Source organism: Acidithiobacillus sp. AMEEHan, assembly GCF_030996345.1.
GTDB lineage: Bacteria > Pseudomonadota > Gammaproteobacteria > Acidithiobacillales > Acidithiobacillaceae > Igneacidithiobacillus.
Map to the genome: position 1 here is coordinate 1,005,681 of NZ_CP118747.1, position 15,149 is coordinate 1,020,829.

Sequence of the window (15,149 nt, forward strand, 5' to 3'; positions counted from 1 at the left end):
AGGTCGTCAATGCTTGCCTACTTTCCCAGAGTGTATCCGGATGAACTGCTTTACAGCGTGCTTGCGCGATACCACCGGCATACGTGTTCTCAAAGTCCAAAGCAGACCATTCAGGATTTGTTCGGTGCCACGGGCGTGAAGGCGAATGTTGCGCTACAAAGCCGGATAGCGGCTCTCTGTCAAAACATACCAGCTGATCGTGGACTTGATCCTGAAAAACTGATCAAAGAAACTACGCTCCTCCCTTATTATGTAGCTTTTGCCACGGAAGAGGTGACCAAATTTGCCATTTCCCAGTTAACCGACGGCCATGCGGAATCGGTTTTCGCGCGACTTGGCATTGCAGCGAGCGTGATCTCGGCGCCAGATAGTCTGCGATATTGCCCAGTTTGTCTGAGTGAGATGCAGAGACAATACGGAGAGTGGTACTGGAGGCGTAGCCATCAACTTCCCGGTGTTCTGTTATGCCCAGACCACAAGGTTTTTTTGGTTGATAGTAGCATGGTCCCCAACGGAGAGAATCAACATGCATTTATTGCGTGCTCTCTACAAAACTGCAAACTTCTAGCGTTGGCCAAGAGTTGGGAATGCGAGCCGCAGGGGATGACGTTGTTGCAAGATATCGCTGATCGCAGCGCGTCCCTTTTGGCTGCTGCGTTGAAGCATGAAGAATGTCGTGATTGGGGGGTATATTACCTCGCCGCGGTTCGCAACCGAGGTTTCGCGAAAGGAAAGCAGAGAGTAGATCAAGCGTCCTTTCGGGAAGCTTTCTCTCGTTTTTTTGCGCCGATTGCCAATGTGGTTCCACAAGCGTTCAATGGGGACTGGCCTGTGGCCATGGTCCGGAAGCACCGTAAGGCATTTCATCCACTACAACACATCTTGCTGCAAATGTTCCTTGACCGATATCCAGTTATTGTGAAGCCTGCAGATCCTTCATTTGAAGAGGGTCCATGGGAGTGCCTCAATCATTTGGCAGAGCACTTTGGGCGCAAAGTCGTTGAATCGTTGACTGTGCGCCGGGAGATGGATAGGTTTGTTGGACGGTTTTCGTGTGCGTGCGGTTGCAGTTACACGCGAGTGGCGGGGTCCTCGATTCCACCACATATCGGGTTCTTCGATGTTTCATGTGGGTAGCCTGAGATCCAGTTTACCGAGGATCAGGTAGGCCATGTTGATAAAGTTCTTGTGGGTACGGTAGCCACGGGCTTTTGCCTTGGCGGACTGGAGGAGGCTATTGAAGCCTTCCAGAATCCCGTTGGTGATCTGGCTCTCGAACCAGCGGAGCACACCATCCCAGTGATTCATGACGGTGTAGGCGACCTTGACCATTGGCGGTAATCCGCTGTCCTTGACGTTTTCCACCCAGGCCTTGAGCAGGGTGGCGCCCTGGTGGCGATTCTGGACGGTGAAGATTTCTTGGAAGGTCAGGCGAAGCTGATAAGCCTGTGCTGTCTTGAGGTTCTGGTTCTTGAGGATCTCCCGGAGCCTGGCGCTTTGCTTGGCGGAGAGCTTTCCCGGGTTCTTGAGCCAAAGCCAGCGGCTCTTTTTCAGGTCTGGTTGGGAGAGGGCTTCCCCCTTGCGTACGGCATCTACGGCCTCATTGACGAGCTTCATGAGGTGAAAGCGATCGAAGGTGACCTGGGCGTTGGGCAGGTGTTCTGCGGCCCCTTTTTGGAAGGCTGGCGAGAGGTCCATGCTGACCTCCGTAATGGCCTCGGCGCTGCCGCCATGGGCCTGCAGATCTTCGGCGAACTGCGCAAAAGTCTCGGCATCCTTGCCGGGTGTGGCAAACAGCAGGCGCTTCGCCACGAGGTCCACAAACAGGGTGATGTAATCATGGCCGCGCCGGCTGCTCGTCTCATCGATACCGACGGAATGGACCTCTGACATGTCCGCGGCCTCGCGGGCCTTGGCGACGTAATGATCGAGCACCCGCCAGAGTCGCTGGTCCGTCTCCCGCACTAGGCGGGAGACCGTCAACACGGGCATCTCCCGGACCATGGCCATGACTAGAGCCTCAAAGAGCAGCGTGAATCCCGAGCCTTCCCGCGCCCAAGGGACGGATACCAAATGCACGCCGTGTTCCGGGCAATGGACCCGTGGTACGCGGGCATGGAGATAAGCCGCATGCTGGAAGAAGTCGAGGTGACGCCAGACCTTCTCCTGGGTGTCATAGACCGGGCAGTCCTGGCCGCAGACCGGACAGGGAAACTGACTACCCCTTGGGAAGTTCACATGCAGGTCCAGGCGCTTTTCCTCCACCGTGAACCGCACATCGTCCACCATCCACGGCGGAACCAACCCCAACGCCAGAGTGAACAGTTGATTACCTTGGTCCATCCTTATCCTCAGCTCGCTGCCCTTCCCATAAAGCAATCATACCGCCTTACCCACTCAATGTGTCGAGGAGCCACATATCGTCGATTATGGCCCCCTTTTGGATGTGAGGCTGAAACAGAGAGTGCGGGAAGGGCTTGGCCTTAGATCGATCGCACGTGATCTCGGCGTTGACACTGGAACAGTGCGATTGCGGGCGAGCAAGCTTGGTTTGCCTGTACCCTGGAAGGCATTATCCGGACGAAATGTTAGCCAGCGCCCGCTGGAACGGGATTCGATGAGAGAACATTGGCTAGATATCCAGCGTAATCGCCCGGCGTTGTCACGTCATCAACTCGCTCGTTTATGCCCCAGGGAACATGCTTGGCTCTATCGAAACGATAGAGAATGGCTGATTGAACATTCGCCTGCACCGAAACATGGGAAATGGCTGGATCAACGAGTAGATTGGAAGGCGTTTGATCGTCACATGGCAATCCAATTGCGTAAGGCTGCTAAGGATATACACCAGCAGGTTCCGCCGCGACGGGTTACCCAGACAGCCTTAGTGCGCACGCTGGAGCATTCCCAGCGCCTCTTTAAGTCCCGTTCAAAATTGCCTGAAAGCGTCAGGACCCTCGATGAACTGGTAGAAACAGTTGAGGATTTTCGCTTACGTCGCATTACCTGGGCAGTAGCCGAACTGAACCGGCAAGCTTTGGAGGTGCGCGCTTGGCGCGTTCGTCGCCTCGCGGGGTTGCCCCCAAAGGCCTCAGATCGGGTGGAAGCGGCGCTGACGGCACTGGTTGAACACCCCCAGCCCATCGCGGGTGCTGCATCGTGATTAGAATAAAAGAGTTTTGCGATGTGTCTGAGGTTCTTCAACTTTATTGGTTGGCCGGGCTTCAGAAAAACGCCAAGAATGATTGGCTATTAAATGTCGTAACGCGAGGCGAGTCTTCGGGGGGCTTTGTCATGTGGAAACTCCCGATTGGCCTATTCCCAGTACTCGCACTCGGCTACACATTTCATGACGGTCAGTTAGATAAAATCACCTATGGCGAGTATGCGGATGTGATAATTCCAAACTTGGCAGAAGGACAGGAAACGGATTCATCCGCCATCCCTGCTGAGTTATACCCATTTTACGGATGGTCATCCGGGGTGCAGCGATTGTTTCGTTACGAAGTGGGCCGGGTAGAGTATCTGATCCCGGCAATGGAGCTGATCCGCAGCCTCTTTCTACATAATAAAACGCTTGCAAACTATATCATGCAACCTGGTGGTATCATGACACTCTACAGACCGATTATGCCAGGGTATAGCTCTCGATTGCAGCTAGACTTTACGCAGAAAATGCCAGTCAGGTCCCTGAAAAGACCGTTTTTGCTGGAATTTGCATGGCTGGCTGTGGACCCTGAGGGGAGGCGGTCTTGGGACAGCGTTTATGAGCGATCAGTCAATCAACGATTCATGACATTTGATCCTCCGGAGTTACGCAACTGCAAGATCAAGTTTCGTGGCGTTCGTGAGAAAAATCGTTGGTTGATCATGGAGATAATCGAGATAGCAGGGAAGAACGTTCCTTGTGATATTTTGTATTATTCACATCCATCACTGAAAACAGATGTATCTGTCCAGATGCCAAGAGGCGAGTTAATCACGCGGAAGAAGCGCGGTGTATCCTCGGAAGATAGTCCTTTCACGGTGGATATAGAGAGTTCTGGAAGCAAGACGGATGTGAATCAGCCAGCGCTGCAACTAATGACAAGGTCCAGTATTTTCGAGCGAGAAGTAGAAGTGTTCGTAGTAAAAAATGGAAATCGGATTCGTTATCGAAAGGTTGGAGATTTGGCTGGTATTGGGGGATTTAATGAAAATATAAATGTTAACGTTCGCAGTGGTGTGGCAAAAATCCCCCCGAAGAAGGTCAGTGTTGCGCCTGAGTCGCAGTTTGATAATTTGGCCCCTTTAGAATTTCAGTTGCTTACAATCGAGAGCAAAGAGAGTTCTGAAGATTTGATGAGGCTAATGCAGGTCATAAGAGAAATGGCAAATAGGCTTGTCAAAGTGGATGTTTTGATGGCGCTCTGCCGCCTGCCTGTTGGTCGATCGTTCTCTATGATTGGAAACCGCCAGAGATTATGTCTAGTAGCAGTATTATTTCAGAAGGGCAGTCATCCTATTGTCTTATTGGACGTGGAACACAGAAAAAATACAGCGCTATCTACCCTCCTTATTAGGTACAAAGGCGAATTATCACTTCAGGATATTGAGGGACACGTTTTGGCTCTTTTGGGTGGAGTTGATCGTCGTGGTGGACATTGGGATTTAGCGGTAAAACCTCCTTGTCCTGCCGATTATGAGCCTTTACGAAAAGTGATGAGGCCCGTGCTGGCGCGCCGAACAAGAGAGGCGGAAAACTATTTCTGGGCAGAAAAACTTAAACTGATGATCTTTGGGCGGTTGTGAGTTGTTTGAGCGAGTCAGTCCATATGAGCGGAAATAATGTTTGCTTAGAGAATCTCTGAGCTAGCGCGAAAATCGGCATGATTCTGGGTGGCCTTGTTGCGCGGGGTAGGACGATGAAGTCTCAATATTGGTGTGGATACATGGCGAAGCAAACCCTCTACGACAAGCTTTGGGAGCAGCATGTGGTGCTGCGCGAGGAGGATGCGGAGGTCGCGTTCGGCAATAAGTCGATTAAGTGAGATGATGGAAGCGCCACTCGCTTCCACGAATGCGACGTCATGAGCGGCAAACAGTGCTCGTTCGGCAGCCTTCTATGGAGAATGTGCTCGCCAGAACATCTCGCACGTGATTATTCAGCCTTGGCCACGCGTTTGCGTGAAGGTTTCCCGATGAAGTTCGACCGCACGAATACAGCCTGCCGGGGCCTTCACTGGCATGCGCGGATCGTCCGATGTCTTCCATGCTGCCAGAAGCCGTGCGATGGCCGGCAACAAGAAATCCCCGCCACCAAACGACGGCTCTAGGAGCTTGAGTTTGTGCAGCGGACGGTTGGCCTCATAGCCACTAAGATCGAGAAGAAAATCGACGATTTCGCGGCGCGTAAAGATGGCGCCGCGCGCCTCGATGCCGGCGTCGGTTGCGAGGATTTCGACTGCCTACGCTACCGGGTAATGTCGCTGCAAGGACGACTGCCGGGCGGCGAGTCCTCCGCTGCTCGCCTGGAGCGAAGCGAGGGCGAGTAGTCCCTGGTAGATGCAACGCGGTGTACTGTATCCGCCGAAACGACCGCGAGAGCTGGGAGTGCAGGCGCGTGCAGTGCCGCATGGTTGCCGTCAAGTCAGTTGGGAGACGAGTGTACCGTCTGCGCCCCAATCAGGGCGTGACGGTACGCCGGTGACCAGGACGGCCGGGGTCCATTATCTGGTCGGCAGCGCAAGGCCGATCACGCATGGACGCACGAAAAGGCGTGCTGAGCACGCCGACTCTCCTTGCAGTTTTTATCCCAAAGGGCGAGACGAGCGAGTGGGGGCACGCTTGTTGCTCCATCTCCAATTTAGGCATGTTGGCAGCCTTGGCAGTACCAGCGGATATGTTCTATAAACGCAACAGACGTAACGATAATGAAACATGGATGCGCTGTGAATCATTTCCGCCAACAATCTAACCAACTCATTTCCTATGCCCCGCGCTGGTTACGCTGGTTGTGGTTGGGTTTCCTGGCACTTGTGTTGATGGCCTGGGCCCTGCTGGCGTGGTCCGGCTGGCAGCAAACGTGGGGGCGGGAGATCTCCAGCCTCCGGATATTGGCAGCATCGGTGGCAGAGGGAACGCAGGTGATGCTCGATGGCACACGGGCCTCGCTGACCTTGCTGGGGCGACAACTGGAGTTGGGTTCGCCGGATCTGGGCCCTCGGTCCGAGGAAATGCTGCGGGGCTATCTGGCACTGCAGCCGTATTTAGCAGCCGTGGGAACTCGCATGCCTAACGGACGGGTGCTTGCGGCGGGCCAGGGAAGACGCGTCCTCGCCGATCTTCTGTCCGCCCCTGATGATCCGGCGAATGCCCGTCGGCTGGGGCTAAATGCGGTGCAGCGTAGCGCGCTGGCCCAATGCCTGCGCTCCTCGACTTTCTGCCTGGGTCCCCCCATATGCGACCCGCTCGCCGGGAGCGACTGGGGAGATTGGATGATCCCCCTCTTTCAACCAGCTATAGGCGGAGCGCGGCCTATGGTCGCCCTGCTGCCCCTCGTGGATGGTCGCCTGCCGTTCTGGCGGGGGCTGCCCCTACCGTCCTGGGTCGCCATCTTTTTGCTGCGAGACGACGGCTTTTTGGAAAGCCGCTCTCCACCGCCCACCCGAACCACATACGCCGTGCGCCAGAATGGCATTGCCGCACGTTATATCTTTTCCCATCCGAAATTATCGTCGGGTACTTATTTCGGACTTTCCAAGGCGGTGGGCCAATGGCGTCTGGGTGCCGTGCAGCGGATTGCAGGCTATCCCCTGGTGGCAGGCGTGAGTATTCCGCGTTCAGTGTTATGGGCGGGCTGGTGGGACAACGTCCAGGCGCCAACCGCCGGTGCGATTGCGTTACTGCTTTTGTCCACCCTAGGTTACGGCTATCTGCGGCGCGTCGGCAAGGAACGGGAAGCCGAGCGGCAGAGGGCGGAACAGACGCTGTGGGAGGAAAAAGAGCGGGCAGAAGTCACCCTGCATTCCATTGGGGATGCGGTGATCACCACCGATACCGAAGGTCGAGTGACGGACATGAACGTCGTCGCCGAAGCGTTGCTGGGCTATAGCCGGACCGAAGTCGTGGGCCGGCCCCTGGAGGATGTCTTTCACATCGTCCAGGAAGGCAGTCATGCCCCAGTGATCAATCCCGTCCGCCGGGTTCTGGAAGAAGGTCATGTGGTAGGGCTTGCCAACCACACCGTGCTCCTCACCAGGGACGGCCAAGAGCGCGCCATCGAAGATAGTGCGGCGCCGATCCTGGATCGACAGGGTACCCTGCTTGGCGTGGTATTGGTCTTTCACGACGTTACCGACAAGCGCCGTCTGACCGCCGAACTAGCCTACCAAGCCACCCATGATGCCCTCACTGGCCTTCCCAACCGGACGCTCTTCACTGACCGGCTGGCCCACGATCGCGCGCAGACGTTGCGCCAGGAGCGCTTGCTGGCGGTGGGCATCCTGGATCTGGACGGCTTCAAGCTGGTCAATGATCGCTTCGGGCATGGTGCAGGCGATGCCCTGTTGCAAGAGATGGCGCAACGGTTGCTGGGAGAATTACGCTCCGGAGATACCCTGGCTCGGATGGGCGGCGACGAGTTTGGACTGCTTCTCCCGGGTGTCGAGCGCCTGGATGAGGTTGAGGACGTCTGCTTGCGCCTGTTGGAAGTGCTCCGCATCCCCTTTCATCTGCAAGGTGAAGACATCCCCCTTTCTGCCAGTATCGGCATAACCAGCTATCCGCTGGATGATAGTCTTCCGGAGGATCTCTTACGTCATGCGGATCTGGCTCTCTACGCGGCCAAGGAAGCCGGGCGAGATCGCTATGAATGGTTCAACTGGCCAATGGACAGGCTGCAGAAAGAGGTCCTGGAGGTGCGAAAAATGACGGAAAGCGCGCTCGATAGAGGACAACTGTTGCTTTACTATCAGCCCGTGGTAGAGATTGATAACGGTCCCGTGGGGGTGGAGGCCCTGATCCGTCTCGACCACCCTGAACGGGGCCTGCTACCGCCAGCCGCCTTCGCCAGTGCTCTTGACTCACCGCGCCTGACCCGGCGCATTGGCTGCTTCGTGCTCGCCTCGGCCCTCACGCAGACTCAAACCTGGCATCGGCAAGGGTTGCCTCTGCGCGTATCGGTGAACATCAGCGCTCACCATCTCCTCGACCCGCGCTTTCTGTCCGATCTGCAGGCGGCCCTCGACGCCCATCCGGACCTGCCCGCATCCGCAATCGAAATCGAGATCACCGAAACCGCTCCCCTACTGGACTTCACCAGAGCACGGGAAACTTTGCTGGCCTGCAACCGCTTGGGCGTGCGCATCGCCCTCGACGACTTCGGTACCGGCAGCGCCTCCCTGACCTATTTGCAGAAGCTACCTGCGCAGACTATCAAGATCGATCAGAGCTTCGTTCGCGACATCATCAATGATCCCAAGGATTACGCCATCGTCTCCGGCGTAGTCACCAGCGCCCGGCTTCTGGGTCTGGAAGTGATTGCCGAGGGAGTGGAAACGGCCGAACATGCCGCCATGCTTTGTCACTTGCAGTGCCACTGCCTGCAAGGCTATGCCATTGCTCGACCCATGGCGCCGGAAGCCATTCCAGACTGGATCAGAGAGTATAAGCCATTGGTTCAAAATGGTTTTTCTACCCCCCCCCCCCCCCCCCCCCCCCCCCGTATGGGGTTAATTTATGTTCATAATCAACGTGTTAGAAGCTTTGTCGCGGCATTGCACAACCAGGTTCCCTTTCCCACCCTGGTCATTGAACACGAGGCAGAGCAGCAATGCCACCTGGGACTTTGGTTGCGCGGGGAAGGCAAACTCCGGTACGGCGAAGACACGCCCTTTTATCAGGAGTTGTTAGATCGGCATGACCGGCTGCACGTGTTGGCTCGGGAGGCAAAAGCCCTGTACGACGCGGGGGACGAAGAGGGAGCGGCGCGGAAGGGCATGGAGCTGGAACGAGAAAACCAGGAATTGATGGCGCTTCTGCAGGATTAACCCCAGATGTCAGTGAACATTACGGAAGCACTTCCTTCCCTTTACGCGCAAGTACACTAGGGCGGCAAGGAATGTCGAGCCATAGAAGAGAATTGGGGAATAGTTCACGCCCTGGGTTGGATTGCGGGCGATAATGGCCAATAGGAACGCCAATACAGGAAGAAACGACACACGGCGGAGCAATCGCCAAAATTTGATGCCGTAGATGCCGGTCAGTAGCGTGGTGGAGAACGCAAACCCAATGGTCTCAAAGCCGAGACTGATAAGCAAAGAGGCATGCTGCCAGTACGGTGGCCAGAGGAAGGTGAGGGCATTGACCAAGACGCCGGAGCGAAAGGCGTACAAGACCCCAGGAGGAAAGGAAACAAGGGCCTTCATACGAAAGGTTCTACTACCTTGGGGCTGAGACACTATCTGACGAATCTCCTGTGACGCGATCACTGCCCAATACCACAAGAGGATCCAGTTCACTGCCCACACGGCGACGGCGACGATCCAGGGATTTTCCGTGTGCGGGAATTGTCCGTGCGCAGCGCACCAAGATACTGATAAAACAGGAATGAAGGAGAGACAGAAGAGTATCGTCAGGTTCAGGGTACGTTTGTTGGTAAACCGATCGATTCGCTTCTGTAAGGAGTCACTGACCAAGCAAGGAACGATCCTGTCACTCATGGCGATCCTCTCTCTGCACTGCAGACGATTGTCACTTTACCTCACATTGCGATAGAGGCCACTTCCTCCATATCTGCAGAGAACATTCGCCAGCTTGCCTAGCAGTGTTTGCTTCCCTGGCAGCGATACGTACAGGGTGGCCAGCACTCTTCGCCAGCGCGCGTTTCATGCACAACATCGGCTGCGTATGCACGGTTCCTCTCTTTACAGGGAGTAATCGTTCGATTACGCTGCACCTATGACCTACACGGTGAAACTACTCGGCGAGTTCTCCGACTGGCTCAAGTGTCTGAAGGATGAGCAGACCAGGCAGCGCCTCAACAAGCGCCTGCGCAAGGCCCAGCTGGGCAACCTGGGCGACGTGGAGCCTGTAGGCGAAGGCGTGTTCGAGATGCGTGAACATTTCGGGCCTGGTTGGCGCATGTATGGCGTCCAGCGTGGTGAGATGTTGATCGTGATGCTCGCCGGCGGTGATAAGTCCACTCAGCAGGCCGACATTCGCCGAGCGATTGCACTGGCGAAGCTTTTGGAGGATTGACCATGGCCAAGAAGATCAAGGTTTCTGAACTTATTGAGTTCGATGCATCCGAATACCTGAACGGCGAAGAAGATATAGCGGCATACCTGACGGCTGTTCTTGAAGAGAATGACCCCGCACTACTGGCCGCTGCCTTGGGCGACATTGCGCGCGCTCGGGGTATGTCACAGGTTGCGAAGGATTCCGGCATTACACGTGAAGCTCTGTACAAAGCCCTTCGGCCCGGCAGTGAGCCGCGCTTCGAGACGATCAGCCGCGTTTGCGCAGCCCTCGGTGTGCGCTTGGTCGCGCAACCGTTGCACTGACCATCAATCGACGCTGGCGCTCAGCGCCTCCGGCAGCTTCCCATGTCTGCGCAGGTCGAAAAACACGGTTTCGCTGCCAGACTGCGCCTTGCCACTCCCCTGACCCCATCCGCGCCCCGCAAAAAACCGTCTCGGCCAGGCGCAGGTCCTCGTCCTTGGCGGCGAAGGCCTGCAGGCGCTGGTAGTCGGCACCGGTGTCGGAGGGATAGATCGGGAGGCATGGCGCTCCATGTCGATGCCGGCTCCAGGGTGTGGACCCTTACGACTACCTCATCGATGTCCTGCAACGGGTGGCCACCCACCCCCCGTGTTACGTCCCGCAATAATTTAGGGGTTCTGTCCCGAGTTATTTGAGGTCGAAACGTCGGATCATCCCACGATCTTTCCGGAATAACGTGCACCTGGAGAAGCACGGGACAGACAGAGGGGACTACCTATCCCGTGCGGGAATTGCAAATATCAGGGTAAAGTCAGCCAGCGTATGCCGCCCTAAGATACTTGACTACTCGCTTCCTGCCGATCTCAATCGCGGAATTCGGATCCTACAGCCCCCTTTGACGTCCGCCCCAAATAGTTCTATATAGGACTTTCTAACTTGAAACATCATGGTGGGGATAAGAATGCGTGACGGAGCGGCAGAAGAATCAACGATGTTGCTTTCTTACACGGCTACGCCTGGGGTCACAAGCATGGCTTTTCTCGCCGTACTGCGAGAGCTCGCCCAAGCCTATCAGGCCTTTTCCGCCTACTCCGCCGCCCACGTCCGGCAACTGGGCCTCACACCAGCGCAGTTTGACGTCATCGCCACGCTAGGCAATACCCAGGGAATGCCCCTCAGCCAACTGGCCCAACAAACCCTGATCACCAAGGGAACATTGACCGGCATCATTGACCGACTTGAAAAAAAAGGTCTGGTTCGCAGAGAGGGCTCGGTCATTGACCGGCGCAGTTTCCTCGCCGTCCTGACTCCGGCAGGCGAGGCACTTTTTTCTCAAGTCTTTCCCAGCCATATCGCCTATCTCAAGCAAGCCTTCGCGGAAGAGGATGAGGGCGAGTTGGAGCAGGTACGCCGCACCCTACGCGCGTTGCGAGGTCGGTTCCAGGACTAAACTCAAACATAGTTTGCACAGGAACATTTCTTGTGCTATCTATATAGTACGTATTGAAACTATATTGATACGTATTAGATGAGACGCCTAATTTTGTGGAGGTCATGATGAACCAGGCACCCTACGTGATGAGCCTAAAACCAGGCAGCTACTATTTCTGCGCCTGTGGGCGCTCCGCAAACTTGCCTTTCTGCAATGGGACGCACCAGGGTAGTGGCGTGGGGCCTTTCGCCGTGGAGATCACCGAGCCACAAACGGTAGCCATCTGTGCCTGTCGTCACTCCGCCAGCCGCCCTTTCTGCGACGGCACGCACAAAAGCCTGACAACAGAGTGACCGTTTTTTCCAAATCGATAGAGGAGCATTGCCGATGTTAGCGAACAAAGTTTCCACTGCATTGAAGACCACCATCCTTTCCGTCGCATTGTCCGCGACCCTAATGTCACTTGCTGACGCCGCGACATACCATCGACTGGACGCCAGTCCGGCGGGCTCGTACAGGATTGATCCGGATCATTCTCTGGCGTGGTTCACCATCGGCCATGCCGGGGTGACGGTGGTGGTGGGCCGTTTCGACAAACTATCAGGCAGCTATACCTTCAATCCCGCGAGTCCTGCGGCGGATAAAGTTGATATCCGCATTCCCGCAGCCAGTATCAATACCAACTTCGCCCTAAGAGATCGTGACTTGCGGGGTCCAGACTTTTTCAATGTCCGGGAGTTCCCGAACATCACATTCGTCAGTACGCGCTATCAACCCACGGGTAAAGAAAGCGGACGACTGTACGGAAAACTGACCATTCATGGCGTGACGCGGTCGGTGATCTTTCATGTGCGCGAAATTGGCGCCGGGCCGGTGCTCGCATTGCCCAAGCCCTGGGGTGGTTATCTCTCTGGATATGAGGCCACCACAACCATTCAGCGCAGCGACTTTGGCATGGATGCCTATGCAGGCATGATCGCCAACACGGTGCACCTGCATGTGAATATCGAGGGCGTCCGCACGGCCGGTTGAGCGGCCTTCCGAGGTGCCGACCAGCGAGACCGGCGCCTCCTTCATTTTGGGAGCAATCTTTATGTGGAATCTTTGGCAATCCGGTTTCGTCCGGTCCTTGATTTTGGAAAGTGCCCTGTTTCCCGCTGCTGTTACTCTGCTCATCGCGGTCGCCGCGTATTATAAAACCCGCAAATATCCTGACTGGCGAAGCACCATCTGGGGAACTGCAATATTAGCTGGGTTTCTGGGCGGCTACGCGCTGACCTATCGGGATTTTTCCTTTCCACCACGCACGGTGTTGTCCTGGTTGCCCTGGTTAGCCTTCGTGGGCGGGACAGTAGTGGCTATTGCCGATCACCGTAGATACCGATGGTGGCGCTATGGGGCGAGAGGGGTCAGCGCGGGCGCTTCGGCCTTGATTCTATTGTGGCCAATCCTGCGCCAGGAAAGCGCGCGCTCCGCCTTCATGGCTTGGCTCACCGTGGCGGTGCTGTGGACCATTCTGTGGTTCGCCCTCACTCCTGACAACCAAGATCAAAGACCCGCAGGAACCACGCTGTTCGTCGGGACTGTCGGACTTGCGCTCGTCGCGCCACTGTTGGGCAGCATCCTGCTGGCTCAGTTTGGGACAGCGCTGGCCGTTGTGCTGGCCGTGACGTTTGGTTTTTCCCTCTTGATGCGCGGTTCACGTTGGGATTCACCGAGTGCCGATGTGGGGGTCTGATCCTGGGTGCCCTGATGGTGGATTTGCGTTTCTACGCGGGTGCTCCAATGATCGTCCTAGGATGGCTCCTCGTGTCACTTGCCGCAGGGGCGGGTGTTGTCAGAATTCTTCAGCACCAAGGCGCTTCCGGTCAATTGGCAGTGCTCGCGCCAGGATTGGTCAGCTTCCCGTTTATGGCCGTATCCGGATGGATGGCTCTACAGACCTATTTGGCGAATGGCGGCGGTTATTAATGGATTGCCTTAAGGAAATGAGGTGAAGTAATGCTACACGGCATCAACCATATAGCCATACCGGTCCGCAATCTGGATGTCTCTGACCGCTTTTATCGGGGACTCTTGGGGCTACGCGCCGTCGGCGCGCGGCCCGGCATGAAATTCTACTCCGCGGGCTTGCACCACCACGACATGGCCTTGATAGAAACCGGAGAGATGTTCCCGGTCTCCGGTTTTGCGCATTTCTGCCTCGACGTGGAGGACGAACAAAGTCTGGCCACGATTTATGGCCGCTGCCGGGCCACCGGGGCGCGGATATTGGAGCCGGTGGATCATACGGTCATGCGGGCTTTTTACCTTGTTGATCCAGATGATCATATTGTGGAACTGGGGGTAGATGTCTCCAAATCCGAGTGGGGACCATGGCCGAATCCCTTTGGACGGGATGTGGCCTATCCAAGGCTCCTGTCGCTCGCTGATGGGTGGAAATTATTCGGGTCAGCCCGCATCGCATCGGAAAATGAATAGAATCAGATAAACAGTCTACTCAGGAGACAGAACATGCACCGATCTTTATCGGCAACAACCGTATCCTCCGCCCAAGATATCCGGGATCTGCGAGATGCTTTGGCATTTCTCTCCACACTACCGGGCCATCTCAGGACTACATCCAAAGCTGTCGATGCCCATGCCGAATTGGCGGGGATCTACAAGCGCATTGGGGCTGGTACCCCGGTTGCGCCGCCGACCCGAATCGGCCCCGCCATGCTCTTTGAAAATGTCGGGTGCTGGTCGGAATGTTGGCCAGCCGGGAGCGGGCTGCCTTATTGTTAGGCAGCACGGTGGAACAGCTTCCATTTACCTTGCTTCGCGCTTTGGACCGCCGTATCGCCCCAATGACGATTTCTTTCCCAGAAGGGGTGTCATTTTCAAAAATTATTGCGACATTTCAGAAATAGATGCGACAGCGCTGATAGGAGCACGGAGCCGATACCATGAGAGTATCCCTCCAGAAAACCAAAACATTCTGTCTGGAAGACACGTCGCTGAAGGATGCGTCGAAAAGCGTAGTTTGGTGGTACGGACCAGTCTTGAAGAACAGTAGGGCTCACTCAGTTCCGAAGATTGTTGTCTTCTTCCGTCGTATCAATGATAAGGGCGAATTAGGCGGAATTTTTCAGCGAGAAGCTGCACTCACCCATCTGGGACTATTACGTATTGGTTCTGTTTGGCATAACGGAATGAGCAATACAAAGATTAAATATAAAAAAGAGACTTTTGCTATCTCATTTAACGATGATTTCTGGGAGATTCTTTCACCACATAACAGCGTACAAGGCAGCAAAGGGTGCAACCCTATTCCATCAGTAGACTACCGCCTTGCTTATCCATTTGACAAAAATTATCTATTGAGTTTTCAGCTGAATGACGACAGAAGGCTACTGATTCCATGCATTGAATTCTATGCTCGCTACTATGGACACTCATCTGAGATAAAACGTGTGCTAGCGACATATCTGTGAGAAGATGCCAAAAAGCGACTTTTTAAACCTATTGAAGA

The 15,149-nt window shown here is 55.4% G+C and carries 16 protein-coding genes and 1 pseudogene; 15 read left to right on the forward strand and 2 right to left on the reverse strand.

All coding sequences use genetic code 11. The annotated features are described in order from the left end of the window. The first annotated feature begins 9 nt into the window (after positions 1–9). Complete coding sequence (locus ORD17_RS05140) at positions 10–1,137, forward strand: TnsD family Tn7-like transposition protein (RefSeq protein ID WP_308388902.1); 1,128 nt, start codon at positions 10–12, stop codon at positions 1,135–1,137. On the opposite strand, the gene ORD17_RS05145 is transcribed toward ORD17_RS05140, so the two are convergent. Continuing rightward, a complete protein-coding gene (locus ORD17_RS05145) occupies positions 1,126–2,343 on the reverse strand; it encodes an ISL3 family transposase (protein ID WP_014003049.1) in 1,218 nt (405 codons plus the stop codon). The two genes, ORD17_RS05140 and ORD17_RS05145, sit on opposite strands and share 12 nt — an antisense overlap. 73 nt (positions 2,344–2,416) lie before the next feature. Between ORD17_RS05145 and ORD17_RS05150 the strand changes: the two are divergent. From ORD17_RS05150 to ORD17_RS05165, 4 genes and pseudogenes are all read left to right on the forward strand, one after another. After that, positions 2,417–3,163, forward strand: a pseudogene (locus tag ORD17_RS05150) (TnsD family Tn7-like transposition protein); the annotation flags it as partial. Continuing rightward, positions 3,160–4,791, forward strand: a complete 1,632-nt coding sequence (locus ORD17_RS05155; protein ID WP_308388901.1) for a hypothetical protein — start codon at positions 3,160–3,162, stop codon at positions 4,789–4,791. The pseudogene ORD17_RS05150 and the gene ORD17_RS05155, both read left to right, overlap by 4 nt. 536 nt (positions 4,792–5,327) lie before the next feature. Continuing rightward, the gene (locus ORD17_RS05160) at positions 5,328–5,534 is read left to right on the forward strand and encodes a hypothetical protein (RefSeq protein WP_308388900.1); all 207 of its coding nucleotides are present in this window, start codon (positions 5,328–5,330) and stop codon (positions 5,532–5,534) included. Positions 5,535–5,930: 396 nt separating this feature from the next. Continuing rightward, on the forward strand, positions 5,931–9,029 hold the full coding sequence (locus tag ORD17_RS05165; protein ID WP_308389804.1) for an EAL domain-containing protein: 3,099 nt from the start codon (positions 5,931–5,933) through the stop codon (positions 9,027–9,029). 9 nt (positions 9,030–9,038) lie between these two features. On the opposite strand, the gene ORD17_RS05170 is transcribed toward ORD17_RS05165, so the two are convergent. Next, positions 9,039–9,701 (reverse strand): hypothetical protein, encoded by a 663-nt coding sequence (locus ORD17_RS05170; RefSeq protein WP_308389805.1) that lies wholly within the window; start codon positions 9,699–9,701, stop codon positions 9,039–9,041. A gap of 238 nt (positions 9,702–9,939) precedes the next feature. Here ORD17_RS05170 and ORD17_RS05175 point away from each other — a divergent pair, with 238 nt between their 5' ends. The 10 genes from ORD17_RS05175 to ORD17_RS05210 all read left to right on the forward strand — a co-directional run bounded on the left by ORD17_RS05175 (position 9,940) and on the right by ORD17_RS05210 (position 15,111). Continuing rightward, a complete protein-coding gene (locus ORD17_RS05175; protein ID WP_308389806.1) occupies positions 9,940–10,239 on the forward strand; it encodes a type II toxin-antitoxin system RelE/ParE family toxin in 300 nt (99 codons plus the stop codon). A 2-nt stretch (positions 10,240–10,241) separates the two neighbouring features. After that, positions 10,242–10,544: an addiction module antidote protein gene (locus ORD17_RS05180; protein ID WP_308389807.1), complete on the forward strand. Its 303-nt coding sequence runs from the start codon at positions 10,242–10,244 to the stop codon at positions 10,542–10,544. Between the two features lie 209 nt (positions 10,545–10,753). Next, positions 10,754–10,870, forward strand: a complete 117-nt coding sequence (locus ORD17_RS13450) for a transposase domain-containing protein (protein ID WP_374693405.1) — start codon at positions 10,754–10,756, stop codon at positions 10,868–10,870. A gap of 363 nt (positions 10,871–11,233) precedes the next feature. After that, entirely contained in the window at positions 11,234–11,653 is a 420-nt protein-coding gene (locus tag ORD17_RS05185; protein ID WP_308389808.1) for a MarR family transcriptional regulator, read from the forward strand. Positions 11,654–11,781: 128 nt separating this feature from the next. Continuing rightward, positions 11,782–11,988 (forward strand): CDGSH iron-sulfur domain-containing protein, encoded by a 207-nt coding sequence (locus tag ORD17_RS05190; RefSeq protein ID WP_308390058.1) that lies wholly within the window; start codon positions 11,782–11,784, stop codon positions 11,986–11,988. 34 nt (positions 11,989–12,022) lie between these two features. Next, the gene (locus ORD17_RS05195) at positions 12,023–12,667 is read left to right on the forward strand and encodes a YceI family protein (protein ID WP_308389809.1); all 645 of its coding nucleotides are present in this window, start codon (positions 12,023–12,025) and stop codon (positions 12,665–12,667) included. A gap of 61 nt (positions 12,668–12,728) precedes the next feature. Continuing rightward, positions 12,729–13,373 (forward strand): hypothetical protein, encoded by a 645-nt coding sequence (locus ORD17_RS05200; RefSeq protein WP_308389810.1) that lies wholly within the window; start codon positions 12,729–12,731, stop codon positions 13,371–13,373. Between the two features lie 263 nt (positions 13,374–13,636). Beyond that, a complete protein-coding gene (locus ORD17_RS05205) occupies positions 13,637–14,116 on the forward strand; it encodes a VOC family protein (RefSeq protein WP_308389811.1) in 480 nt (159 codons plus the stop codon). 33 nt (positions 14,117–14,149) lie between these two features. Continuing rightward, positions 14,150–14,422 (forward strand): hypothetical protein, encoded by a 273-nt coding sequence (locus tag ORD17_RS13455; RefSeq protein ID WP_374693391.1) that lies wholly within the window; start codon positions 14,150–14,152, stop codon positions 14,420–14,422. A gap of 161 nt (positions 14,423–14,583) precedes the next feature. After that, entirely contained in the window at positions 14,584–15,111 is a 528-nt protein-coding gene (locus ORD17_RS05210; RefSeq protein ID WP_308389812.1) for a hypothetical protein, read from the forward strand. Positions 15,112–15,149: the final 38 nt, after the last annotated feature.

Bases quoted from the DNA above. Each gene is read 5' to 3' on its own strand.
- ORD17_RS05140 (WP_308388902.1), top strand. From the start codon at position 10: ATGCTTGCCTACTTTCCCAGAGTGTATCCGGATGAACTGCTTTACAGC.
- ORD17_RS05145 (WP_014003049.1), bottom strand. From the start codon at position 2,343: ATGGACCAAGGTAATCAACTGTTCACTCTGGCGTTGGGGTTGGTTCCG.
- ORD17_RS05170 (WP_308389805.1), bottom strand. From the start codon at position 9,701: ATGAGTGACAGGATCGTTCCTTGCTTGGTCAGTGACTCCTTACAGAAG.
- ORD17_RS05175 (WP_308389806.1), top strand. From the start codon at position 9,940: ATGACCTACACGGTGAAACTACTCGGCGAGTTCTCCGACTGGCTCAAG.
- ORD17_RS05180 (WP_308389807.1), top strand. From the start codon at position 10,242: ATGGCCAAGAAGATCAAGGTTTCTGAACTTATTGAGTTCGATGCATCC.
- ORD17_RS05185 (WP_308389808.1), top strand. From the start codon at position 11,234: ATGGCTTTTCTCGCCGTACTGCGAGAGCTCGCCCAAGCCTATCAGGCC.
- ORD17_RS05190 (WP_308390058.1), top strand. From the start codon at position 11,782: ATGAGCCTAAAACCAGGCAGCTACTATTTCTGCGCCTGTGGGCGCTCC.
- ORD17_RS05195 (WP_308389809.1), top strand. From the start codon at position 12,023: ATGTTAGCGAACAAAGTTTCCACTGCATTGAAGACCACCATCCTTTCC.
- ORD17_RS05200 (WP_308389810.1), top strand. From the start codon at position 12,729: ATGTGGAATCTTTGGCAATCCGGTTTCGTCCGGTCCTTGATTTTGGAA.
- ORD17_RS05205 (WP_308389811.1), top strand. From the start codon at position 13,637: ATGCTACACGGCATCAACCATATAGCCATACCGGTCCGCAATCTGGAT.
- ORD17_RS13455 (WP_374693391.1), top strand. From the start codon at position 14,150: ATGCACCGATCTTTATCGGCAACAACCGTATCCTCCGCCCAAGATATC.
- ORD17_RS05210 (WP_308389812.1), top strand. From the start codon at position 14,584: ATGAGAGTATCCCTCCAGAAAACCAAAACATTCTGTCTGGAAGACACG.